The organism is Acidiphilium rubrum (assembly GCF_900156265.1).
GTDB classification, from domain to species: Bacteria; Pseudomonadota; Alphaproteobacteria; order Acetobacterales; family Acetobacteraceae; genus Acidiphilium; species Acidiphilium rubrum.
The window spans coordinates 119647-143004 of the sequence record NZ_FTNE01000006.1; the positions used below are offsets into that span (position 1 = coordinate 119647).

Below are 23358 nucleotides of genomic sequence, written 5' to 3' on the forward strand. Positions count from 1 at the left end.
ATGGCGAGGGGGATTTCATGACCGCACCACAACAAACTCTGCAGCTCGATGACCTGACCAGCGCCAGCCTGCTCGGCCTGCTTGCCCAACGCCCGCTTGTCCTGCTCCCCCTCGGCAGCCAGGAAGACCAGGGTGCCCACGCGCCGATGGGTGATTTCCGGCTTGCCTCAATCATCGCCGGACACATCGCCCGCCGCGCCACCGATGCAGGCACGCTCACCCTCATCGCGCCCACCCTGCCGTTCGGCGCCGCCGATCATTTCGGCGCGATCCCCGGTGGTCTCGCGCTCGCCCCTGCCACCTTCCGCGCCGTCTTGTCCGATCTGCTGGCGGATCTCCGCCGCAACGGACTTACCCGCGTCATCATTCTCAACGGCCACGGCGGCAACGTGCCGCTGATCCACGAAGTCACCCTCGCCATCCGCCGCGCTGGCGGGCCGATCATTCCCTCGGTCTATCTCTGGAAAATCGCCCGCCGCCTGATGGAACGCCGCATCGGCCCGGCTGGCGAAAGGTTCGGGCACGGCGGCGAGCCCCTGGCCTCGATCACCCTGGCGTTGCGTCCCGATCACGCGAGGCCCGACCGCGCTGTGTCGCCCGCCGCCGCGGCACAGGCGTTCGGCTGCCCGGTTGCCGGGTTCGGTGCCATCGGCTTCGAGGATATCGAGATCGACGCGCCGCTCGAATACCCTGAAATCGCACCCAATTCGGCCACCGCCGACGCCACAAGGGCCACCGCCGCGCTCGGTGCCGCCGTGGTTGAAGATCTCGTCGCCCTGGTCGCGCGTTTTTGCGATCACGCCGCCGCCCAGCCATGAGCCTCATACCCGCCTGGATTCCAGTCACGATTGCAGCCGCGCTGTTTCAGGTCTGGCGCACCGCCTTGCAAGCCCGGTTGCGCGGCACGCTCAGCCCCGGCGGTGCCGGTTTCGTGCGGTACCTGTATGCGCTGCCGGTCGATTACGCCCTACTCGCCGCAACCCTCGCCGCGCTGGGGGCTGGCTTGCCATCGTTCGGTTGGGGCTTTACCGCTCTCTGCCTGGTCGGCGGGATCGCTCAGATTTTTGGCACCAACCTGCTCATCATGGCTTTCGCGCACCGGAACTTCGTGGTCGGTACCGCCTACGCGAAGACCGAGGCTGCCCAGCTCGTCATCGTCTCGGTGCTGCTGTTCGGTGCCCACATCCCGGCTATCGCCATCATCGGCATCATGCTTGCGGTGGCCGGGGTTCTCGCGCTCTCGCTCGCCGGTCAGTCGATGGCGCCGCGCGCGCTGCTGCGCGCCTCCGTCCAACCCGCCGCCCTGTGTGGCCTCGGGTCCGGCTTCGCCTTCGCCATCACCGCCATCGTGCTGCGCAATGCGACCCTGGTGCTGCCCCCGACCACGCCCATCCTGCTCAAAGCCATGCTCGTCCTTGCCTTGGCCAACACGCTGCAAACCCTGGCCCAGGGCAGTTTCATGGCGATCCGCAGCCCTGCGGAGCTGCGCAAGACCTTGCTCATCTGGCGCCGCGCTGCGCCGATCGGCGTGCTATCGGCGCTTGGTTCCGGCTGCTGGTTCATCGGCTTCGCGCTCACCAACGTCGCTCTCGTGCGCGGCTTCGGCCAGATCGAAATCCTGTTCACCCTGGCGGTCGGCCATTTCTATTTGAAAGAGCGCACCAAACCCGGCGAAATCACCGGACTTGTCATGGTCGGCCTCGGCGTCATCATGATCGCCGCCGCCGGCATCGGGTGAGGTGCGGCTGAGCGGATCGCTGATCCCGGAAGGCGCTGTTCGTTATGGAATTTGCGTCCGTTCCGGGCGTGTATTTGCCGTCAACATGTCCTGCAGCGTGGTCGTCAGGTCGATGGTCGGCCGCCATCCGAGGATCCGGTCCGCTGCCGTGGCGTCGCCGAAGGCGCTGGGGATATCGACGGGGCGTAGGCGGGCGGGGTCGATCTCGACCGTGATCGGGCGGTCGGCAGCACTGATCATGGTGTGCAGGATATCGCCGATCCGGCGGGGGGTGCCGGAGGCGAGGTTGAAGATGGCACCGGGCATCAGGTCGTTCGCATGTGCGATGGCGAGGGTGTAGGCGCGAACGATATCGCGCACGTCGAGGAAATCGCGCGCCGCATCCAGATTACCGACCTTGATGACCGGCGGCTGGCTGCCGGCCATGATCGCTGCGATCTGGGCGGCAAAGGCTGGGATGACGAAGGCATCGGACTGGCCCGGACCGGTGTGGTTGAACGGGCGGAACCGGACCAGCCGCAGGCCGGATTCCGCCGCCATTGCACCCAGGGAGAGGTCGGCGGCGGCCTTGGTCGCGGCGTAGGTGTTCAGCGGTGCCAAGGCGGCGCTTTCATCGAGCGCGGTGCCGGCGCGGAAACTGCCGCCGTAGCATTCGGCACTGCCGACATGCACCATCAGGCAGTTCGGCGCCGTTTCGATGATTGCGCGGGCGACCGCGATGCTGCCGCCCAGATTGACGGCGAACGCCCGGTCCGGTGCGAGGCGCGCGGCCGGCACCGAGGCGATGCCGGCCAGATGCACCACGGCATCCGGCCGCGCCTGCTCGATCATGCGGCGAACCGCGGCGATATCGGTCACGTCCGCATCGCCTGGGATCAGTGCCGCAGCCGGCCACTCGGCCGCTAGTGCCGACCGGAGGTAGCCGCCGACGAAGCCGGTGCTGCCGGTGATGAGGATGCGATCGGGCGTCATGCCCGTGTCAGCGCGACAGGCGGGCGAGGTCTGCCTCGACCATTTCGGCGGCGAGTTGCTCGAGGGTGACGGTCGCTTTCCAGCCGAGTTTGCGCTCGGCCTTGGACGGATCGCCCAGCAGCAGTTCGACCTCGGCCGGCCGCATCAGGGCCTGATCGGTACGGATATGATCGGCCATCGAAAGTCCGGCCGCGGCAAACGCCATTTCGCAGAAATCGGCGACGCGCATGGTGCGGCCGGTTGCGATGACGTAATCGTCCGCCTCGTCCTGCTGGAGCATCATCCACATCGCCTGGACATAATCGCGCGCGTGACCCCAGTCGCGCTTGGCTTCGACATTGCCGAGCGTGAGGTGGTCGGTGAGGCCGAGCTTGATGCGGGCGACAGCGTCGGTGATGCGGCGGGTGACGAATTCGATGCCGCGCAGCGGGCTTTCGTGGTTGAACAATATGCCTGAAGACGCATGCATCCCGAAGCTCTCGCGGTAGTTCACCGTCATCCAATGGGCATAGAGCTTGGCGGCGGCGTAGGGGCTGCGGGGATAGAACGGCGTGGTCTCGGACTGCGGGATCGCCTGGACCTTGCCGAACATTTCCGAGGAGGATGCCTGATAGAAGCGGGCCTGCGGCCGCGCGATGCGCACCGCCTCGAGCATGGTGACGGCGCCGAGGCCGGTCACCAGACCGGTGAGGGAGGGTTGCTGCCAGGAGGTGGCGACGAAACTCTGCGCGGCGAGATGATAAACCTCGTCAGGTTCGTAGGTCTGCACCGTGCGGATCAGGCTGCCAAGATCGGTCAGGTTGCCTTCGACCAGTTGGACCCGGTCGATCACGCCCAGCCAGCGTAGCCGCTCGCCGATCACATCCGACGATGCCGAGCGACGCATCAGGCCAATCACTCGATAGCCCTTGCCGAGCAGAAATTCACTCAGATAGGCGCCGTCCTGGCCCGTGATGCCGGTGATCAAGGCTGTCTTCATATTGGCTCCACTCGATCCTATGTATTGAACTCAGTTTAAAATCCGGTGCCGTTCTGGACGGAATTGGTCACGCTGGCTAGAGGGATGTGCTACGGTAGGATACCGTAACGCATAGTTAATAACCGAGGGCTTAATTTGAGTGAATCGAAACTATTGAAATGACAATTTGGATCGACATCGAAGATCTGCTGGTTCACTTCTACTCTACCAGCAGGCCGAGCGGCATTCAGCGTCTTTGTTTTGAGATTTATCGCGAGTTGTGGCGGAGCCATACTGATGAACAACCGATCCGGTTCATCCGCCACTTGCCGAACGGGCGCGACTTCGAGGAGATTTACTGGCCGGACGTCGAACAGCATATTTCGAGCGCGGTGGCGAGCCAGCATGCCGCGGTTGAACCAGCTCCGCCGCCAGTGGCGAGCGACACTTCGGCACCGGAACCTCCCAGCACCCCGCCGGTGTCATCCTTGCGGCAGTGGGGCAGGCAATTGCCGGCCGATGTGCGTGCGCCGGTTGCCGCCTTCGTGCGGGCGCAGACCAACAGTGGTCAGGCGCTGCGGGCCAGCGTGCGGATGGCGCGTATGGCGCTGCGCGCCCAGCGGCACGCGGCGCGCGCGTTACTTGATATTCTAAAGGGCGGGCGCCGGTGTGCCGGGCTCGGTGGCGGGGGCGCGCTGATGCCGGCCGCCGCGCCTGTGCCATCGCCCATGCTGCAGCCTGCCAACGATGATCAATCGGCGGCAGTCACGGTACCTTCGAAGATCGTGAACGGGAGGCCGATCCAGCCCGAACCGGGGGATGTCATTCTGTCGATCGGTGCATCCTGGCCCGGCGGCTATTACGCGGCGATGATCGCGGCGGCGAAAGAGCAGTACGGCGTGCGGTTCGCGGTCATGATCTATGATCTGATCCCGCTGAACTGGCCGGAATGGGCGGTGAAAGAGTTGCGGCGCCAGTTTATCGACTGGCTGGGCCCGATCATCGGGCTCGCGGATAATTTGTTCACGATTTCCAACGCTACGGCGGTCGATATCATCGCATTTGCGGCGCGGGAGGAAATAACGATCAATGTGCCGCAGATCGTGCCGATCGGCGTGACGTTCCCCGATCGCACGCCGCTGCCGCCGATTCAGTTCCAGCCCTACGTGTTGTTCGTCTCCACCATCGAGACGCGCAAGAACCACATCCTGATGTTTCGCCTGTGGCGACGCATGCTGAACAGCCTGCCACGCGACCAGGTGCCGAATCTGGTGTTCGCCGGCAAGATTGGCTGGCTGACTCAGGATTTGATGGCGCAGATCGAGAATTCATCGTATCTCGAGGGAAAGCTCAAGATTGTCGAAAGCCCGAGCGATCGGGATCTGGCCTCGCTGTATCAGCATTGCCTGTTTACGGTGTTTCCCTCGTTTTATGAGGGTTGGGGCCTGCCGGTCACCGAGAGCCTTACTTTTGGCAAGACGGTGGCGGCATCGAACCGGGCATCGGTTCCGGAAGCGGGTGGGGATTTCTGCGTCTATTTCGATCCTGAAGACATGAGCGATGCGTATCGTGTGATCACCCAACTCATTCTGGAACCCGAGCGGGTTGCGGTGCTGGAAGCCAGGATCGCCCACGAATTTTATCCGCCGTCATGGGCCGATAGTGCTGCGGCGATTATCGCCGCGGTGGAGTCGGGCGCCGCCCAACCGGTCGATGCTATGGCGGTGCCGCGCGTAGCGTCACTGTCGCGGACAGATTGATCCGTTCGGTCATCGGGCCTGATTGCATTTGCGGTGCGGCGGCGGTCATGCGAGCCGCCATCATGACCGGGCGGAACGGCGATTGCGTGGTCAAGGCGAGTTTGGTGATCGCGATCACGTGATCGCCGAGCGATTCGGCCGTTGCATCGGCTTCGGCGCGCATCTGGTTCACCGCATCCTTGATCGCTTCGGCGCGGGTTTCGCGTGCGGCGCTTTGGCTCAATGTCGCGCCGATCGACTCGAGAACCATGCCCTTGGCCTGAAACATGCCGACCAGCTGGCGCAGTTGCTTCGCCTGATCGGAGCCGGGTGGCGCGGTGAGACGCAGATCGATTGTCTGGCTGGCATGCCAGGCGGCCTGTTTCGGGTCGGCGGGATAGACCTCGTACGCGCCGGTGGTGGCGTGCAGCGCCTTGATCGGTTTCGCGGCGGCGAGCGCGGCGGCCATGGTGCGGTTGACCGCCGATTGCGCGGCGGCGGCGGTTTTCGCGGATGCCTGCGCCGCCATTGTGGCCACCACGGCATCCGGCGCGTGGCTGGCCTGACCGGTGACGGACAGGGTGAGTTCGGTGGTGGCACTAGGGCCGGCGGCCTGAGCACGCGGGAGCTGGCCGCACGCCGCGGCGCCTGCGGCGATGAGTGCTGCGATGGCGGATCGGGACATCAAGCTTCGCAATGACATGGCAAGAGAATTGCCGATCCTGCCGTGGAATGCCATAGGCCGCGCGCTGATCTTGCAAATTAGACATCCGGTACAAAAACCTTAGTCGATTGGATTGGGTCAATCTGCTTGGTTCATCGGCGCGGTTTGGCGAATAACGATGGGGAGTCATGGACGGACCAGGGATCACGGCCGGTGCCTTCGGGCGCTTCGAAGCAGATGCGCTCGCGCCAACGCCGGGATTCGCAGCGTTTCGGCGCGCGGCGCTCGATCCGGATGGTGCGGACGGCCGGTTCAGCCATGCGCCGGATCGATTTGTCGATGTGGTGCCGCATGGGTTGATCGAAGGTGTTGCGGTGTTCGGCGAGGGCGTGCCCGCGATTGCTGCGCTGCGGAGTGACCCGGTTCATCGGCTTGCCGGCGTGTCGAGCGTGCTGCTCAACGATGCGGTGCTGGCGCCGGATTCGATGGCGGTGATCGATGCGCATGAGCGGTTCTTTGGTCCGTCGGTGGATAATCTGGCGATGTGGAACCACCATCTGCCGACGGTTGATCGAGCGTTCAGTGAAACTGGTGGCGGCTGGCGCCTGTGCGATCCGATCGAGGATACCGTCGATGATGGGATGATCGCCCTGCCGGTCGGCGGTGTCGGTTGTGTCAACTACGGTCATTTTCTGTATGACGGGCTGGCCGCCGCGCTGCACCATCGGCAGTTGTTGGGTACGCGCGCGTTCGTGGTCGGCCGGCCGCTGCTAGCGTGGCAGGCGGAGATTCTCGATGCGCTCGGGTTGCTCGGCAGCTATCGTGCGATCGAGCGGCCGACCCGGTTTCGCAAGCTGGTGACGAGCACGATGGTGTCGTGGACGGTGTCCTATCCCAACCGCTTCGTCCGTGCCGCGTTCGATCGTCTGCGGTTCCGGTTTGGGGCCGGCCCTGATGAGGGGAGCCGGCTGTTCATCGTGCGGGATGAACCGGGCAATCGCCGGGTGATGGTCAATCGCGACGAGATTTTGGCGATTGCTTCGGCGTTCGGCTTCGAGCCGATCCGGCCGGGGGGGCTGAGCGTCGCCGCGCAGGCGCGCCGGTTCGCCGGCGCGCGTTGCGTGATCGGTGAATCGGGCGCGGCGCTTGCCAACCTCGGGTTCTGCGATCCAGGCGCCAGTGTGCTGGAAATCCAGCCGTCGTGTTTTTCCGATGGCTGGACCCGGGCCGCGTGCCATTTGTTCGGGCTGCGCTGGCAGGTATTTTTTGCGATCTGCCGGGACCAGCCCGATGATGGGGCGGCGCGCGCGTTTGACTATCGGGTCGATCCGCTTGCGTTCCGGGCAGCACTCGCGCGGGTGTTCGGCGCGCCATGAGTGTGCCCGATCCATTCCGCCATGCCCGGTCGGGGTGGTTCGACGTGGCACCGCGCGGGCCCGCGGCGGTGCAGGCCCCGATGCAAGGGATCGAGACGGTGGTGCTCGAGGATGGGATTGTCGTTCCGGCACCGTTTGCCGTGTTCGACGCCGCAGGCCGTCTGCAACAGGGGGCGATGCCGGCGGCAATTGCGGCGCCCGCGCCGATGCCGGGGGATGGCGGTGTGCTGGTGCCGCTTGCCGCCGGCTCGACCGTACCACTCGGCCGGTTCGTGAGCGAAAGCCTGGCCATTGCCTCGATGCACGGTGCCGTGGACGCGGATATCGGGTTGATCGGCGCGCCTTTGGTGCCGTGCCAGATCGACGCGCTGGTCACGCTCGGCCTGCTGGGGCGCTACACGCCGATCGCGGAACCGGTGCGGGTGCCGCGGCTTCAACTCACCCGGCCGGTTGGCCGCGGCTTGTCACGCATGATCCGTCCCGCGATCGAGGCGTTGCGCTTCGGTGTCGAACCCTATGAGGTCAGCACACGTATCGCGATGCTGGCCTCGCCGGATCGGACACGGTTCGGCAGGATCAACCAGGGCAGTCTGCACGGCTGGCTGCGGGCGCAATCGTTCGCTACGCTCGATGCCTGGGCGATGAAACTGGGCACGGATCAGCTGGGTCTGGTGGATCTGATCGCGGTGTTGGCGGCGGCGCGGATCATCGTGATCGATGATCCGGCGCAGGCGGCGTTGCTCGGTTTCTGTGATCCGGGCGCATTGGTGCTTGAGCTTGGGATCGATGGCTGGACCGACACCGCGATCGGCGCGGTTGCCCGCCTGTTCGGCCTGGAATGGCGATTGATTGCCGCCGGCCCGCCGCGGTATCCGGTAAAAGCGAGGTTGCCGCTCGGGACGCGTCACATGCTGCGGACCGAGGTGGATATCGGCGCGCTGGATATGGCACTGTCGGACAGTGGAGCGATCGGGTGACGGACACGCTGTTTTTTGCGCGTAGCAAAGGGGGACATGCTTTCCGCTTTGCCCCTTCACCGTCCTTCCGAGCGCCCGGCACGGGCCGCGATCTCTTGACTTTTTCATGATTTATCGAGATATAAGTAAACGTTGGCGAGGCAAAACGCGCCGACTCATTCATGCCTGATCCGGTCGTTTCATGAGGCCGGTCGCAGCCCTCTTATCCGAACTGGTCGTCCATTTGCCCGAATCTGAACATTTCGAAGCCTCGATTTCGCAGCCTGCGGATGCTGATGAGCATGCGGCAGCACCCGATGATGCGAACGAAACGCCTGAGAGCGACGCTGTTGTTGAAGCGGCCGGTTTCGCAGCACTCGGCCTGTCCGAGCCGGTGCTGAAGGCGCTGGTCGAGAAAGGGTATCTCTCGCCGACGCCGATCCAGGCGCAGGCGATTCCCATGGTGCTGATGGGGCGCGATGTGCTGGGCTGCGCCCAGACCGGCACCGGCAAGACGGCGAGTTTCACTTTGCCGATGCTCGATATTTTATCGGGTTCGCGGGCACGGGCGCGGATGCCCCGGTCCTTGATCCTGGAGCCGACGCGCGAGCTTGCTCTGCAGGTTGCCGAGAACTTCGTTCAGTATGGGAAACACCTGAAGTTGACCCATGCCTTGCTGATCGGCGGCGAGAGCATGGGTGAGCAGCGCGATGTGCTGACCCGCGGCGTCGATGTGCTGATCGCGACACCGGGGCGGCTGATCGATATTTTTGATCGCGGCGGCCTGCTGCTGTCCGATGTGCGGGTGCTGGTGATCGACGAGGCGGACCGGATGCTCGACATGGGCTTTATCCCGGATGTCGAGCGGATCGTGTCGCTTCTGCCCAAGCCGCGCCAGACGCTGTTTTTCTCGGCGACGATGGCGCCCGAAATCAAGCGGCTGGCTGATGCGTTTTTGTGGAACCCAAAGGAAATCACGGTCTCGAAACCGGCGTCGGTTGCGACCACGATTACCGAGGGGCTGTTTCTGGTGGCGGCCCAGGACAAGCGCGAGGCATTGCGCCGCTTGGTGGCGACCGAGGATGTGCAGAACGCGCTGGTGTTCTGCAATCGGAAGCGCGATGTCGATATCCTTTATAAGTCATTGACGCGGCATAAATTTTCTGCCGGCCAGCTGCATGGCGACATGCCGCAATCGGCGCGGTTCGCCACACTCGAGGCGTTCAAGGCCGGCGAGATCCGGTTGCTGGTCTGTTCGGATGTGGCGGCGCGCGGCATCGACATCGGTGGTTTGTCGCATGTGTTCAATTTCGACGTGCCGCATCATGCCGAGGATTATGTTCATCGTATCGGCCGTACCGGCCGCGCCGGACTTGAGGGGCGCGCCCTGACGCTGGCGACACCGGAAGACCGTCTGGCGGTCGAGGCGATCGAAAAACTGACGGGGCATGCGATACCGCCGCTGGTGGTGGAGGGGCTCGACCCTGTTGAATGGGCGGAGTCGGACAAGCGTGGCCGCCGTCGTGGCCGCACTGCGCCGCCGGCGCCGCCGAAATCTTCGTCGCGTCGGACGGCCTCGGGACCCGCCCCAGAGTCTCAGGCCGCGCCGGAGCGCGACGAAGCACGTCCTGTGGCGCGTGAGAATGTTCGGTCGGCGCGTGGGGCGGGTCGCGATGCGGCGCGTGACGCGCCGCGCGACTTTGGCCGAAACGTCCGGCGTGGGCGGGATGGCGAGACGGGCGAGGAGCGGGGCGTCGTCGTGGGATTTGGCGACGATATTCCCGCTTTCATGCAGATCCGGCGGCGTGCCGGCGCCCCAACGCCCGATCCGATCGAGCCCACCGGTTTCGATGACGACGGCACCGATAATGACGATACGGAGATCGCAGCGTGAACGAGATGCGCAAGCCGGCGGGGCCAGAACCGAAAAATTTGGTGAAAAAGGGTGGATTCACCACGTTTGACTGGTCCGACCCGTTTCACCTCGACACGCAGCTGACCGAGGATGAACGTGCGATTCGCGATGCCGCACACGAATATTGTCAGGAAAAACTGTTCCCGCGCGTGCTGCGTGCGTTTCGCGATGAACAATTCGATCGGGCGATCGTGTCCGAAATGGGCGAGATGGGGTTTCTGGGAGCAACGCTCGCGAGCCATGGCTGCGCTGATGTCTCGTATGTCGCTTACGGTTTGATTTCGCGCGAGGTTGAGCGCGTCGACAGCGGCTATCGCTCGGTGTTTTCGGTGCAGTCTTCGCTGGTGATGTATCCGATCGCGACGTTCGGGTCCGAGTCGCAGAAAGACAAATACCTGCCGCAACTGCGCAGTGGCGAATGGGTCGGCTGTTTCGGCCTGACCGAGCCGGACGCCGGCTCTGACCCCGGTTCGATGCGGACACGGGCTAGAAAAGTCGACGGCGGCTATTTGCTCAACGGTTCGAAGACCTGGATCAGCAACGCGCCGATTGCGGATGTGGCGTTGGTCTGGGCGAAGGACGACGCCGGGATCATCCGCGGTTTTCTGGTCGACCGGGGTAGCAAAGGGTTCGAGACGCCGAAAATCGAGGGCAAGTTTTCGCTGCGTGCCTCGGTGACCGGCATGCTCATGATGGCCGATGTGTTCGTGCCGGATGACCATATGCTGCCAGGCGTGAAGGGGTTGCGCGGCCCGTTTTCGTGCCTGAACAACGCGCGCTACGGCATTGCGTGGGGCTCGCTGGGGGCTGCCGAGTTCTGCTGGCACGCGGCCCGGCAATATACGCTCGATCGCCAGATGTTCGGCCGACCACTGGCTGGTACGCAACTGGTTCAGAAGAAACTCGCCGATATGCAGACCGAGATTACGCTGGGTCTGCAAGGCGCGCTGCGGCTGGGCCGGTTGCTCGATGCCGGCGAGGCGGCGCCCGAGATGATATCGCTGATGAAGCGCAACAACTGCGGCAAGGCGCTCGACATTGCCCGTCTCTCACGCGACATGCATGGCGGCAACGGCATCGTTGATGAGTATCACGTCATCAGGCACATGATGAATCTGGAGACGGTAAACACCTATGAGGGGGCGCACGACGTGCACGCCTTGATCCTTGGCCGCGCGCAGACTGGATTGTCGGCGTTTTAGACCCGTGTGCTACTATTTGTTGGCCGATCAGCGGTAGTTTGCGCATTTCGGTGTTATCCGTTGCGATGGTGACTTGGTTCGGTACGCGCGCGGTTGACGACCAGATCGGGGGCCGATGTTGCCTCGCCACCAAACACTGGCACGCGTTCGCCGGCGATCAATCCAAGATAGGTGTCATCCGATAAGGACATTTCCTTCAACGCCAGCGTGCGGCCGGGGATGCCACGATGTTCTTCTAGCAGGCAACCCATCAGGACGGTCTGGACATCGAGGCCCGGGTAATCCTTTGGCGGCGCGATCTCGCGGAAACCCATGCGCCGGTAGAAGCTGGTGTGGTTTTTGGTGACAGCGGCAAAGATGACATCGGCGTGGAAATGCAGGATCAGGTAGCCAGCGACATGGTACAAACCAAGAACGAGAGCGAGGTTCTTGGCGTGGACCGGACTGCGTGCTAGCCGCGTGATCTCGACGGCAGTGGTGCCGCAACCCTGATCGGCGCGCTGCTTCAGAAACGTTTCGATTTCGGTTTTGAACATCGCCGATGCCGGTAATTGGCCGCCTTCTGCGTCAGAGTTCGAATTGTCCAGCAGGCACACCCGGACCGAGGCGGCCGGGAGCCCATCAAGATACATGACCAGCGACTGGCTCGATGACCGGGCGTCATGAGAATCGGCGAACAGCGTAATTTCGCGTGGCTGGAGGTAGCCGGCGGCTAGATAGGCATCGTAACGAAGTCGCTGGACTTCGTGGTAGCCATTTTCGTTGACCACGAGCCGGGCTGTGATACCATCCGATACTTTGGTATTTTTGACCGGCACTGCTGCTTCGCTTTGTCGACCAAGCCCGAAAATCGATCCGTCCATCGGTAACCTCCATTTTGAAAGATTGGGAAATGAGCAATAACAAGCATCACTTAATCGAATGTAAAGACGGTGACATACTCAGTGCGCTAGTAATTTGAATCAGCACTTTTTTATAAGAGACCGCTTTGAAAGAATAATTTTTTGCCTAAAATATTATATTTGTTTGTGCTTTTAAGTAGACGCTTAGCGTCTAAGCTTTTTTCTTTGGACGTCGTTCCGCCAGAACTAAGGTTACTGATTTCTCGAGAAAATTTCGGCGTTCGTATCCGGTTGACTCGCGGTGCTTGTATTCTAGGTGCGACGGTTGCAACTGCAATTGACTTGGAGTTCAACAGCCAAATTCATCTGCAATATACCGGATACTATTTTGTTGCTTTGATTCTTAATTATTTTATATTATTCTTAATAACGAAGATCTGGATAAAGTTAAGTAAGAAAGACGATTCTTTTGTAATATTAAAATATGTTTTTAACTTCTTTATATTTTCTTTAGGCAGCTTTTGGTCATTCTATTTGGTTTCGATTATCCAAATTTCGCCCGCTGCCCAACAAGCGCTGATTCTGAGTATTATAATTGGCTTGATATCAACAACGATATCATCGGGGCCATTATCATCGACGCTGATGTTCTGGTTGCCGCTGACGGTCGGCTCGTTCTGTGCCATTTATGTTTCGGGGCACCTGGATAATCTGGCATTCGTTGTTTCACTGTCGGGCTATACCTCGCTCGTATTTTTCACGATGGTTTTTCTGAATCGAAAAATGCTCGAGCGGAGCGTGAACGAAATCAATCTGGCTCAAACGGGTGAGACCATTCGCATCCTCCTCCGCGATTTCGAGGAAAACGCCAGCGACTGGCTCTGGGAAACCAATGCCATGGGTGAGATCAAACATGTCTCGCCGAGGTTTGCTGAAGTGGCGCGTCAACCTCAATCTGCTATACAGGGCGACTTACTCGCTTTCATGGCTGGCGCCGACCACACGTTGCGACGGGTGTACCCTGCTGAGGGTGATGTGTTCGAGCCACTGCGCCGGCGGATGATCGCGCGTAAACCGTTCCGCGATATGGTCATGCCGGTCAATATGGGCGGCGAACGGCGGTGGTGGTCGATGACGGGCAAGCCGATCGAGGACTCCGCCGGTCGTTTCATCGGCTATCGTGGTGTCGGCTCGGATGTAACTGCCATGCATCGATCGCGCGAGCGGATCGCTTATCTGGCGCGCCACGATAGCTTGACCGATCTGGCCAACCGCACCGAGTTCAACAATGCGCTTGGACTGCTGATGTCCGAAGGCGCTGAGCCGAATGCGGCGTTGCTTTGCCTCGATCTCGATCAGTTCAAGGCGGTGAATGACAGTTACGGTCACGGCCTCGGCGATTCGGTGCTTCGCGCTGTTGCGCATCGCATCCGCGGGGCGATCCGGGATCGGGATGTCGCGGCGAGGCTCGGCGGCGATGAATTCTCGATCCTGCTGCCCTCGGATGACGAGTTCGAGGCGACCGCAATCGCCGACCGGGTCATCGACCGTGTTTCACGACCCTATAAATTCGACGGTGTCATCGTTGAAATCGGCGTCAGCATCGGAATTGCGATGGCGCCGCGTGACGGCAAAACGCCTGAAACGCTCTATCGCAACGCCGATCTTGCCTTGTACCGCGCGAAGGATGCGGGGCGCGGTACTTGGCGACTGTTCGACCCGGCGATGGATCGCCAGTTGCAGGACCGCCGGGGCTTACAGCGCGACATCAAGAGTGCGCTGCGCGAGGATCAGCTGTTCGTCGAGTTCCAGCCGGTCGTTGCGCTATCGACGCGTTCGATCGTCGGGCTCGAGGCGCTGGTGCGGTGGGAGCACCCCGATCGGGGCATTATTCCTCCCGGAGAATTCATCGAAATCGCCGAGCGCAGTGGTTTGATCGGCGCCATCACCGCATTCGTGCTGGCTGAATCCGCGGCGCTGGCGGCACAGTTGCCTGGCTTCATGGCAATCGCGGTCAATCTGTCACCCTTGCATCTGCGCGAGGCATGGCTGGTTGATCAGGTTTCCGAGATCATCCAACAGGCCGGCGTGGCGCCCGAGCGGATCGAATTCGAAGTTACCGAGACCGCGGTGCTCGAGACTGAAGGCCGCACGATCGATAATCTGCATCGCTTGCGCGCGCTCGGCTGCCGTATCGCGATCGATGATTTCGGGACCGGCTATTCTTCGCTTGCCACGCTGTCGCGATTCCCGTTTGACCGGTTGAAGATTGATCGCAGTTTCATCAACGATCTGGAACACAACGCCGCGGATGCGCCGATCGTCAAAGCGATGATCGACCTCAGCCAGACCATGGGTCTCCGCGTGACCGCCGAAGGCGTGGAAACCGAACGGCAGGCAGCCATTCTGACGCTGTATCAGTGCAACGATATTCAGGGGTTCCTCTACTCGCCCCCTGTCCGCAAGGCGCAAGTGCTGCAGTTATTCGAATCCGGCCGGACTGTTACCGGTCTGGGCGTTGGATGCGTCGAGACCGTATCGATGGTGCGGCAAGCAACGCGAGCCAGACGAGTAGAGCAACCAATGCCGCAGCACAGCTCATTCGAATGAACGGCGGGCGGTAGAAGAACCGCACGCGGCTCGACCCTTCCGGCAACGGGATCGACTGAAACATCGTCTGTGCTGGCGTGATCGCCACCGCGTGGCCGGCGATGCTGGCGTGCCAACCTGGAAAGAACGCTTCCAGCCGCAGCAGCTGCGATGGCTTGGTGCAATCAGCATCCACCGCATCGATACCCAGCGGCGTCAGGTGGCAGGCTGGGCCTGCCGTGAACAGGGGGTGCGGATCGGCGAGCCGGTAGATGCGCATCACCCGGTTGTGGAACACGAGGGGCGGCCGGTCGGGAGGCTCCGTCACCAGGCGCAGCAGCGGCGCATGCGGCGGCGTGATGCCGCCGACCGCGAGCGCGCGTGGCGCATCGATCCGGAACGAACCCAGCCAGAGCGCCACGGCAGACCCGCTCGCATGGGTGAAATGATACGTCAGCGGCGTATCGCCCGGCACCGCCAGCGGCCGATCGAGCGGGATCGGCAGGTCGTGATTGTCTCGCGCCGTCGCCAGATCGGCGTGGCCTGTCGCGCAGACTGTGCCGGCGCAGAGTTTTAACCGGAGCACGCCGCGCGCAGCCCCCTGATAGGTGCCGATCAGCGCATCCACCCGGTCGATCCGACGCACGGCGACAGTCCCTGCCGGGATGACGCCGTCGAGCACGCCGCCGGCCGCGAGTTGGAACGGTACCTGGCCAACGGTCGTTACCGGCAGGTGCGCCTGCTCGATGAACGGATCCTGGCCGGGCGGTGTGAGCACGTATTTGACCCCGATCGCTTGATATGCTGCCAGATGCCGCCGCAGTTCCGCGCTCTGATCGGGTGGGATGACCGAGCGTTGCGGCCGGATGAAAACCCCGTTCCGTAGTGCGGCGGCGGCGCGCGGTAGGAGCACGCAGCCGATTCTGCGGGCCTGCGAGCCGGTGAACATCACGACATCGGCATAGGGGTCGAGATGGCGGTGGATATAGTCGTTCCAGGCGGCCGGCACTGGCAGCTCGTTCTCATCGATTGCGGCGAGACCGTAGGCCGCTGGGTAGTTCGGGCCGAACGGTTGCAGCGAGTAGAGCCGTGCGAGCCCAAGATGACGCTGCAAATAGGCGACGCCGGTCAGGTCGATCGTGCCGTGGACCGGTGCGGCGAACTGGCTGAGGCCGGCCGTCGCGAAACCGTCGGTGCCGATAATCAAAGCGAGCATCAGCGCCGCGACCCGGCTGGGGCGGCGGGTCAGCATGAAGCCCGCCCCCATCGCGAGGATCAGCTCAGCGCCGGTGGCCCCGATCGCGAAGCCGGGCATGGCCGTACCCGGGGCAAACCAGGCGTACAGACTGCGCAACGCGGGCACCACCGCGATCAGCACGATCGCCAGGCTGAGTGCGATCAGGCGTCGGATCGCGCGCCGATCCATCGCGCCGCTCGTCTGCCAGGTATCGACCGTGATCGCGAGCAGGGTGAAGCAGGCGAGTTCCATCGCGGGGCCGCAGAACCGGACGGCATTGGTCTGGCCCATCAGCGGGATCTGATCGATCAGCCAGACCGCCGGCGGAAATCCCCAGATCCGCAATTGCCAGATCAGGATGTAGCCCGCGAGCAGGCGCACCAGACCGCGCCGCGGACCGGGGCGCACGATGGCTGCCAGCGCCATACAGCTCGCCAACGGACCGAACCAGCCGCCAAGCTGATTCCAGCACGACGTGATCAAATTCGACAGGACCGGCGAGACGCCCGGCGGTGTCAGTGCGCCCACCGGCCCGTAGATGAAAGGGAACAATTGCAGTGGTGCGCCCGGCGGCAGCAGCCAGAGCCAGCTGTATAGATCGGCGTGCTGACCCAGGTACGACAGGCGCACATATTGAAAGAACGGCACCACCAAGGGCAGGGTCAGCGCCAGCCCGATCCCGCCGCCGAGCGCAACCTTGCCGGCGAACCGCGCGCGGGCAGCACCGAGCGTGGCGAACCGCCAGATCGTCCACACCGCTGCCAGCGTACCATCGGCATACGCAACTTCCGGGTAGCCACCGTAAATCGAGTAAGCGAGTGCAAGCGGAATCAGGCCCCAGCCAAGGGCATGCCCGTCGCGTGCGGCACGCTGCGCCCGCTCGATGCCGAGCAGCAGCAGCGGTGCGAACGGCAGCGGGCCCATCACGTGCGGTACAAGAAAGAATGTCGCCGACAAGGCATAGAACAGGCTGCCCAGGAACGCGGCGAGCCGGCTCAGCCGCAATTCGATGAGCAAGGCATACGTGAATAGCCCGCACAGGATTTGCAGCAGGATCAACAGCGCAAGCCAGCCATGCCAGAATTTCAGCAGCAGCACGAAGGGTAGAAAGAACGACATCGTCTGCATTTCCGCCGCCAGCGGCATCCCGACGCCCGAATAGGGGTTCCACCAGGGCACGATGCCGTGCAGCCAGTCGCGCGCGCTGAGGAACCCAAGTGGCTGCGTGATCAAGCCGATCGTGGGATCGCGCCAGCCCGGCGCGCCCGGCAGCCAGCCGCCGATCAATCCGTGGGTCAGGAACTCGACGAACAGCGCGGGGTTGCCATGCGCGATGCCGAGCAGCATCAGCGCATGGGCCGCGAAGGGCAGGGCGATCAACGCCAGGATCGGCAATGAGTGACGATTTTTGAGAGCGCGCTGCGGCAACATCATGCCCGCCTCGGTTAACATCTCGCAACCATGCCAGCAATCGGCGCTTCGCAGGCCGCGGCCGGTGGATTACACTGGTCGAATGGATGTCGATCGCGCCGCGGGCGCAACCCCCGCTATGGCGCAATGGTTCGCGGCGAAGGCCGAATACCCGGACGCGCTGATTTTTTTCCGGATGGGCGATTTTTACGAATTATTCTTCGACGATGCCGAAGCGGCATCCGCGGCGCTCGATATTGCGCTCACCGCCCGCGGCACCCACCAAGGCGAGCCGATCCGGATGTGCGGCGTGCCGGCGGCGCAACGCGATGTCTATCTGGCCCGTCTGGTCCGGCGCGGCTTTCGTGTGGCGATTGCCGAGCAGATCGAGGCACCGGCGGCAGCCCGCGCGCGCGCCGCGAAATCATCCGGCGGCAAGGCGCTGATCGAGCGCGCCGTGGTCCGGCTGATTACGCCCGGTACCATCACCGAAGAGGCATTGCTCGAGTCCGGCCGGTCCAGCCTGCTGGTCTCGTTGGCGCATGACGCCAGACAGATCGGTCTCGCATGGATCGACGTCTCGACGGCTTCGTTCGAAACCGCGCTGATCGAGCGCAATGAGCTGCCGGCATTGCTCGCGCGGCTCGACCCCGCCGAGATTTTGAGCGCGGAGTTGGACGGTCTGGGCGCGCTGGCCGGGCGGCGTGCCGAGGCGGAGGGCTTGCCCGGGCCGGATGCGGCCCGCCGCTACCTCGCGCGGCTGTTCGGCGTTGCCTCGCTCGATGCGTTCGGGGCGTTCTCGGATCTCGAGGCGCAGGCGGCGGCGGCGGCGCTGCGCTATGTCGAGCGCAGCCAGGGCGGCAGCCTGCCGCGGATTGGGCATCCGGTCCGCCAGAGCGAGGCCGGGCTGCTGGTGATGGACGTAGCGACCCGTGCCAGCCTCGATCTGTTGCGCACCCGCGATGGCAGCGAGGCGGGCAGCCTGTTCGGCGCGATCCGGCGCACCGTCAGCGCGGCCGGCGCGCGGCATCTGGCCCAATGGATCGCCGGGCCGCTCGATGCGATCGAACCGTTGCGCGCGCGGCAAGCCGGCTGGCAAAGCCTGCTGGTGGTGCCGGATGGCCTGAGCGCGATCCGCACCGCGCTGCGCGGCGTGCCCGATCTGGCCCGCGCCCTCGCGCGGCTCAGCCTGGTCGCCGGCAAATCCGGCCGCCTGGCCCCGCGCGATCTGGCGCAGGTGCGCGATGCGATGGCGGCGGCAGCCGACTTGCGCGCGGCCTTGCCGGCCGCCTGTGGCGAAGCGGCGCATCCGCTTGCGGCCGATGCGGCGGCGCTCGATCCATCGGCCGATCTTGCGCATTTGCTGCGCCGCGCCTTGGTGGACGCCCCGCCGCAACGTGTGGGCGAGGCGCCGTCGATCGCCAGCGGTTTCGATGGCGAACTCGATGCCGAGCGCCGCCTGCGCGACGATACCAGGCAGGTCATCGCCGCCCTGCAGACCGAACTCGCGATGCGGTATGGCGTTGCCAGCCTGAAAGTGCGGCACCATCATCAACTCGGCTATGTGCTCGAAGCACCGTCGAGCGCTGTCGAAGCGCTGCGCGCCTTTCCCGAACTGGTGCTGCGCCAGGGGCTCGCCGCGGCGGCGCGGTTTACCCAACCCGAACTCTCCGACCTCGATCGTCGGATCGCTGAGGCGCATGATCGCGCGGCGGCGCGTGAGGCGCTGATACTCGATCATCTGCTGCGCCAGCTCATTGCACGCGAGGGTGCTTTGGCCGCCTGTGCCGCCGCGTTGGCCCGGCTCGATGCGCTGCAATCGGCCGCCAGCCTGGCGCAATCCGGCCGCTGGAACGCGCCCAGCCTGACCACGGATCATGATTTCACGATCGAAGCTGGCCGCCATCCGGTCGTGGAGGCGGCGCTGCCGCCCGGCGCGCGCTACATTGCCAACGAGGCGGATTTATCGCCCGACCGCCGGCTGATGCTGCTCACCGGGCCCAATATGGCCGGGAAATCGACATTCCTGCGCCAGAACGCCCTGATGATCGTGCTCGCCCAGGCCGGCTTGCCGGTGCCGGCGGCCTCTGCGCGGATCGGACTGGTCGATCGTCTGTTCTCACGCGTCGGCGCGGCGGATGATCTGGCGGCCGGGCGCTCGACGTTCATGGTCGAAATGATCGAAACCGCCGCCATTTTGCATCAGGCCGGGCCGCGCAGCTTCGTGATCATCGATGAGATCGGCCGGGGTACCGGCACCCGCGATGGTCTCGCGATCGCGCAGGCCGTGCTGGAAGCGCTGCACGGGCAGATCCGGTGCCGAACCATTTTCGCGACACATTTTCATGATCTGGTGCAGTTGGGTGCGGCGCTGCCACGGCTGCGCCCCTGCACAATGCGGGTGAAATCATGGCGCGGCGAGGTGGTATTTTTGCATGAGGTAATCGAAGGTGCTGCGGAGCGCAGCTGGGGTGTGCATGTCGCGAAGCTCGCCGGCGTACCGGACGGCGTCGTGCGCAGGGCCGATATGCTGCTGCGCGCGGCCGAGCGTTCACGCCCCGGCGATCAGGCGCTGCCGCTGTTTGCAGGGCTCGAACCGGCACCGCCCCCCGTTGTTGAGGAGGCTTCGATCTGGCGTGACGCGCTGTCCGCCGCGGTGCCTGATCAACTGACGCCGCGCCAGGCGCTCGACCTGATTTATGCGTGGCGACGAAAGTTTCTTGGCGATGGCCCGCAAGGCGCGGTAGAGAATGAATGACATGTCAGATCTCATCAACCAGCCCCGCTTCGCCTCGGGTGGCCTGCCGCACTCCCAGAGCGATACCAGCGGCGCTGCGCGCGATGACGCACCAGTTGAGCGACCCGATATCGCTGCGGCCCTGCAGTCGCTGATCCCGCAGGGGACGACGCCGCCGCGCGATGCCGCACTCGGCCTGTTCCGCCGCCAGCTCGGCCGGTTGCAGGCCCATGTGCAGACCCGGTTCGAGCGCGGTGACCTTGGCGGCCTCGTCGCGGCAAGGCTGCTTTCCGGCTTGATGGACGAGTTCATCGCGGCATTGATCGGGTATGCGCTGGCGTTGCTGCCGATCGAGCCGGACGACCGGCTCGCCGTCGCCGCAACCGGCGGCTACGGTCGCGCCACGCTTGCGCCGTTCAGCGACATCGATCTGCTGTTCCTGACCGACCATGAGCCTTCGGCGCGGGTCGAACGCGCGGTCGAGTTCATTCTGTATTTTCTGTGGGATCTGGGCCTCAAGGTCGGCCACGCCACGCGCTCCACCGCCGATTGCCTGACCGAGGCGCAAGGCGACATCACGATCCGCACCTCGTTGCTCGATGCCCGCTGCATCGCCGGCGACCGCGCCTTGTTCGCGCATTTCCAGATCGCCTTCCGCGCCGATTGCGCCGAAGGCAGCCCGGCCGGCTATATCGCCGCGAAGCAGGAAGAGCGCGCGGCACGGCACAAGCGGTTCGGCGACACGCCCTTCATGGTCGAGCCCAACATCAAGGAAGGCAAGGGCGGTCTGCGCGACCTTCAGACGTTGTACTGGGTTGCCCGCTATGTGTTCGGCACCTTTGCCATGACCGAACTGGTCGGCCCGACCGCGCCCGGCGGTGGTATTCTCAGCGAAACCGAGGCGCGGGCCTGCAAACGGGCGTGGGATTATCTGTGGACCGTGCGGTTTCACCTTCATTACGTCGCGGGCCGCGCCGAGGAGCGACTCACTTTCGACCTGCAGCCGGTGATCGGCGCGCGCATGGGCTACACGCGTCACGGCCGGCAGGACGGCGTGGAGCGCTTCATGCGCCACTACTTCCTGGTGGTTCGCGAGGTTGCGCGTGTTACCGGCGTGCTGGAACCCGCGGTCATCCGCGCAGCCCTCGGGCCACCCGCAATTGCGGCGGCGACCGATTCGGAACTGGCCGATGCCGGCTTCGTCCTCGCCGACGGCAGGATTTTGTTCGCGCCGGGCCGCGAGCCGATGGCCGAGCCGCTCCAATTATTCCGCATCCTGCGCTTTGCGCGCGACCGGGCGCTGGCGCTGCACCCGCTGGCTTTGCGCGCAATGATCCGCGGTGCGCGACGAACCGCCGAGTTGCGCGGCAATCCGGCCGCGGCGGCGTTGTTTCTTGATCTGCTGTGCGGCGCGACCGAACCCGCCTCCGATGGTGCGACCTGGCTGACCATCCTCAACGAAACCGGCGCCCTGGGGCGCTATCTGCCTGACTGGCGCCGCATCGTCGGTCAGATGCAGTTCGATTCCTATCATGTCTACACGGTCGATATGCATACGATCCAAGCGATCAGCGTGCTCAACGCGATCGAGCGGGGGGATCTGTCGGAAACACTGCCGGTCGCCAGCGGCATCGCGCAGCATCTGCAATCCCGCCGGGCCTTGTATGTCGCGCTGCTCATCCACGATATCGCGAAGGGCAGGGGGGGCGACCACTCCGAAATCGGTGCCGAGCTTGCCCTCAGCATCGGCCCGGCGCTGGGTCTCAACCCCGAGGAAACCGAAATGGTCTCCTGGCTTGTCCTGCATCACCTGCTACTGAGCCAGACCGCGTTTTCCCGCGATATCGATGACCCGAAGACGATTCTCGACGTGGCGGATGTGGTGCAGTCGCCCGAACGCCTCCGCCTGCTCCTGATCCTGACCTGCGCGGATATCCGCGCCGTCTCGCCCAAGGTGTGGAACGGCTGGAAAGCCACGTTGCTGCGGGAAATTTACGCCCGTGTCGCCGAGGTGCTCGAAGGCGGGCTGGCCACCACCGAGCGGGATGTGCGGGTCGCCCGCGTCAAGCAGATGGTCGGTGAATTGCTCGCCGATTGGTCGTCCGCCGATCGCGAGCAGTTTCTGGGCATGGGCTATCCCGGTTATTGGCTGAGCTTCGACCCTGACAGCATTGCCCGCCATGGCCGCCTGATCCGCGATGCCCGCATTCGCGACCTGCCGCTGGTGGTGGCAACGATCCCCCTGCCGGCCCGCGCCGTGACCGAGGTCGTGGTCTATACCGCCGATCACGCAGGACTATTCAGCCGGATCGCCGGGGCGCTCGCGGTCGCCGGCGCTTCGATCGTCGATGCGCGCATCCATACAATGACCGATGGCATGGCGCTTGATACGTTCTGGATCCAGGATGCCGGCGGCGGTCCGCTCGATGCGCCACATCGTCTGGCGCGCGTCTCGGCGCTGATCGAACAGGTGCTGTCCGGCCGGTTGCGGCTCTCAGCCGAGATCCGCAAGGCGGGCCGCAGCGTGGTGGGCGGGCGGATGCGTGCCATCCATGTGCCGCCGCGTGTCGTGGTCGATAACAGCGCATCGAACCGGCATACCGTGATCGAGGTGAACGGCCGCGACCGGCCCGGACTGCTGCACGATGTCACGGCGGCGATCAGCGGGCAGGGCCTGCAGATCGCCTCGGCCCATATCACCACCTACGGCGTTCGCGCGGTCGACGTGTTCTACGTCAAGGACGTGTTTGGCCTGAAGGTGGAAAACGAACGCAAACTGGCCCAGTTGCGCAGTGCGCTGATTGCCTCGCTGGCCGACCGGCCGGAGGATGCAGCGCACGATCGCGCCGCGGTTTAAACGGGAGGCAGCGGAGGCGGCGCGGTTCCGTTTCGCGTCACGCCAACGAACCGCTTGCTTGCCTCATGCGCGCGGGCCCGCAATCGGTTATCCCCTGCTTGTCGAATGTGCCAATCCGCGCTAGGTGCCGCCTCTGTAGCCCTGCGTCCGTCTGGGCGCGGGGCGA

15 protein-coding genes are annotated in these 23358 nt (G+C 64.0%); 10 read left to right on the plus strand and 5 right to left on the minus strand.

What is annotated here, in order from left to right; translation table 11 throughout:
- Nucleotides 1-17 precede the first annotated feature (17 nt).
- A complete protein-coding gene (locus BW994_RS06510) occupies nt 18-818 on the plus strand; it encodes a creatininase family protein (RefSeq protein ID WP_029311305.1) in 801 nt (266 codons plus the stop codon).
- Nucleotides 815-1738, plus strand: a complete 924-nt coding sequence (locus tag BW994_RS06515; protein ID WP_029311304.1) for a DMT family transporter — start codon at nt 815-817, stop codon at nt 1736-1738. Before BW994_RS06510 ends, BW994_RS06515 begins: the two co-directional genes overlap by 4 nt.
- Before the next feature lie 42 nt (nt 1739-1780).
- Here the strand turns inward: BW994_RS06515 and BW994_RS06520 are convergent, their stop codons facing one another.
- Nucleotides 1781-2710, minus strand: coding sequence for a GDP-mannose 4,6-dehydratase (locus BW994_RS06520; RefSeq protein ID WP_035228485.1), 930 nt, complete (start codon nt 2708-2710; stop codon nt 1781-1783).
- A 7-nt stretch (nt 2711-2717) separates the two neighbouring features.
- Nucleotides 2718-3689 carry a GDP-mannose 4,6-dehydratase gene (locus tag BW994_RS06525; RefSeq protein ID WP_029311302.1) on the minus strand — a complete coding sequence of 324 codons (972 nt, stop codon included), beginning with the start codon at nt 3687-3689 and terminating at the stop codon, nt 2718-2720.
- 158 nt (nt 3690-3847) lie between these two features.
- Between BW994_RS06525 and BW994_RS06530 the strand changes: the two genes are divergently transcribed.
- Nucleotides 3848-5428 (plus strand): glycosyltransferase family 4 protein, encoded by a 1581-nt coding sequence (locus BW994_RS06530; protein ID WP_029311301.1) that lies wholly within the window; start codon nt 3848-3850, stop codon nt 5426-5428.
- On the opposite strand, the gene BW994_RS06535 is transcribed toward BW994_RS06530, so the two are convergent.
- Complete coding sequence (locus BW994_RS06535; protein WP_051657247.1) at nt 5385-6092, minus strand: SIMPL domain-containing protein; 708 nt, start codon at nt 6090-6092, stop codon at nt 5385-5387. The two genes, BW994_RS06530 and BW994_RS06535, sit on opposite strands and share 44 nt — an antisense overlap.
- Before the next feature lie 167 nt (nt 6093-6259).
- Between BW994_RS06535 and BW994_RS06540 the strand changes: the two genes are divergently transcribed.
- The 4 genes from BW994_RS06540 to BW994_RS06555 all read left to right on the plus strand — a co-directional run bounded on the left by BW994_RS06540 (nt 6260) and on the right by BW994_RS06555 (nt 11520).
- Complete coding sequence (locus BW994_RS06540; RefSeq protein ID WP_029311299.1) at nt 6260-7447, plus strand: glycosyltransferase family 61 protein; 1188 nt, start codon at nt 6260-6262, stop codon at nt 7445-7447.
- The gene (locus tag BW994_RS06545; protein WP_029311298.1) at nt 7444-8424 is read left to right on the plus strand and encodes a glycosyltransferase family 61 protein; all 981 of its coding nucleotides are present in this window, start codon (nt 7444-7446) and stop codon (nt 8422-8424) included. The genes BW994_RS06540 and BW994_RS06545 overlap by 4 nt, the downstream gene beginning before the upstream one ends.
- A 181-nt stretch (nt 8425-8605) precedes the next feature.
- Nucleotides 8606-10297: a DEAD/DEAH box helicase gene (locus BW994_RS06550; RefSeq protein WP_081849036.1), complete on the plus strand. Its 1692-nt coding sequence runs from the start codon at nt 8606-8608 to the stop codon at nt 10295-10297.
- Between the two features lie 5 nt (nt 10298-10302).
- Nucleotides 10303-11520: an acyl-CoA dehydrogenase gene (locus tag BW994_RS06555; protein WP_051657253.1), complete on the plus strand. Its 1218-nt coding sequence runs from the start codon at nt 10303-10305 to the stop codon at nt 11518-11520.
- 53 nt (nt 11521-11573) lie between these two features.
- Here BW994_RS06555 and BW994_RS06560 read toward each other — a convergent pair whose 3' ends face one another.
- Nucleotides 11574-12383, minus strand: a complete 810-nt coding sequence (locus BW994_RS06560) for an N-acyl amino acid synthase FeeM domain-containing protein (RefSeq protein ID WP_051657246.1) — start codon at nt 12381-12383, stop codon at nt 11574-11576.
- A gap of 624 nt (nt 12384-13007) precedes the next feature.
- Between BW994_RS06560 and BW994_RS18835 the strand changes: the two genes are divergently transcribed.
- Nucleotides 13008-14972, plus strand: a complete 1965-nt coding sequence (locus BW994_RS18835) for a putative bifunctional diguanylate cyclase/phosphodiesterase (RefSeq protein ID WP_245801530.1) — start codon at nt 13008-13010, stop codon at nt 14970-14972.
- Here the strand turns inward: BW994_RS18835 and BW994_RS06585 are convergent.
- Nucleotides 14866-17640: a hypothetical protein gene (locus BW994_RS06585; protein WP_029311293.1), complete on the minus strand. Its 2775-nt coding sequence runs from the start codon at nt 17638-17640 to the stop codon at nt 14866-14868. The genes BW994_RS18835 and BW994_RS06585 overlap by 107 nt on opposite strands.
- Before the next feature lie 61 nt (nt 17641-17701).
- On the opposite strand from BW994_RS06585, the gene mutS reads away from it, so the two are divergent.
- Both mutS and BW994_RS06595 read left to right on the plus strand, forming a co-directional pair.
- Entirely contained in the window at nt 17702-20356 is a 2655-nt protein-coding gene (gene mutS / locus BW994_RS06590; RefSeq protein ID WP_029311292.1) for a DNA mismatch repair protein MutS, read from the plus strand.
- Complete coding sequence (locus BW994_RS06595) at nt 20349-23192, plus strand: [protein-PII] uridylyltransferase (RefSeq protein ID WP_029311291.1); 2844 nt, start codon at nt 20349-20351, stop codon at nt 23190-23192. Before mutS ends, BW994_RS06595 begins: the two co-directional genes overlap by 8 nt.
- Nucleotides 23193-23358 lie beyond the last annotated feature (166 nt).

What these genes read in the sequence shown, in the direction of transcription:
- BW994_RS06535 (WP_051657247.1), bottom strand. Translation starts at nt 6,092, where the DNA reads ATGTCCCGATCCGCCATCGCAGCACTCATCGCCGCAGGCGCCGCGGCG.
- BW994_RS06515 (WP_029311304.1), top strand. Translation starts at nt 815, where the DNA reads ATGAGCCTCATACCCGCCTGGATTCCAGTCACGATTGCAGCCGCGCTG.
- BW994_RS06510 (WP_029311305.1), top strand. Translation starts at nt 18, where the DNA reads ATGACCGCACCACAACAAACTCTGCAGCTCGATGACCTGACCAGCGCC.
- BW994_RS06555 (WP_051657253.1), top strand. Translation starts at nt 10,303, where the DNA reads ATGCGCAAGCCGGCGGGGCCAGAACCGAAAAATTTGGTGAAAAAGGGT.
- BW994_RS06545 (WP_029311298.1), top strand. Translation starts at nt 7,444, where the DNA reads ATGAGTGTGCCCGATCCATTCCGCCATGCCCGGTCGGGGTGGTTCGAC.
- BW994_RS06595 (WP_029311291.1), top strand. Translation starts at nt 20,349, where the DNA reads ATGAATGACATGTCAGATCTCATCAACCAGCCCCGCTTCGCCTCGGGT.
- BW994_RS06520 (WP_035228485.1), bottom strand. Translation starts at nt 2,710, where the DNA reads ATGACGCCCGATCGCATCCTCATCACCGGCAGCACCGGCTTCGTCGGC.
- mutS (WP_029311292.1), top strand. Translation starts at nt 17,702, where the DNA reads ATGGATGTCGATCGCGCCGCGGGCGCAACCCCCGCTATGGCGCAATGG.
- BW994_RS06525 (WP_029311302.1), bottom strand. Translation starts at nt 3,689, where the DNA reads ATGAAGACAGCCTTGATCACCGGCATCACGGGCCAGGACGGCGCCTAT.
- BW994_RS06550 (WP_081849036.1), top strand. Translation starts at nt 8,606, where the DNA reads ATGAGGCCGGTCGCAGCCCTCTTATCCGAACTGGTCGTCCATTTGCCC.
- BW994_RS06530 (WP_029311301.1), top strand. Translation starts at nt 3,848, where the DNA reads ATGACAATTTGGATCGACATCGAAGATCTGCTGGTTCACTTCTACTCT.
- BW994_RS06540 (WP_029311299.1), top strand. Translation starts at nt 6,260, where the DNA reads ATGGACGGACCAGGGATCACGGCCGGTGCCTTCGGGCGCTTCGAAGCA.
- BW994_RS06560 (WP_051657246.1), bottom strand. Translation starts at nt 12,383, where the DNA reads ATGGACGGATCGATTTTCGGGCTTGGTCGACAAAGCGAAGCAGCAGTG.
- BW994_RS18835 (WP_245801530.1), top strand. Translation starts at nt 13,008, where the DNA reads ATGTTCTGGTTGCCGCTGACGGTCGGCTCGTTCTGTGCCATTTATGTT.
- BW994_RS06585 (WP_029311293.1), bottom strand. Translation starts at nt 17,640, where the DNA reads ATGTTAACCGAGGCGGGCATGATGTTGCCGCAGCGCGCTCTCAAAAAT.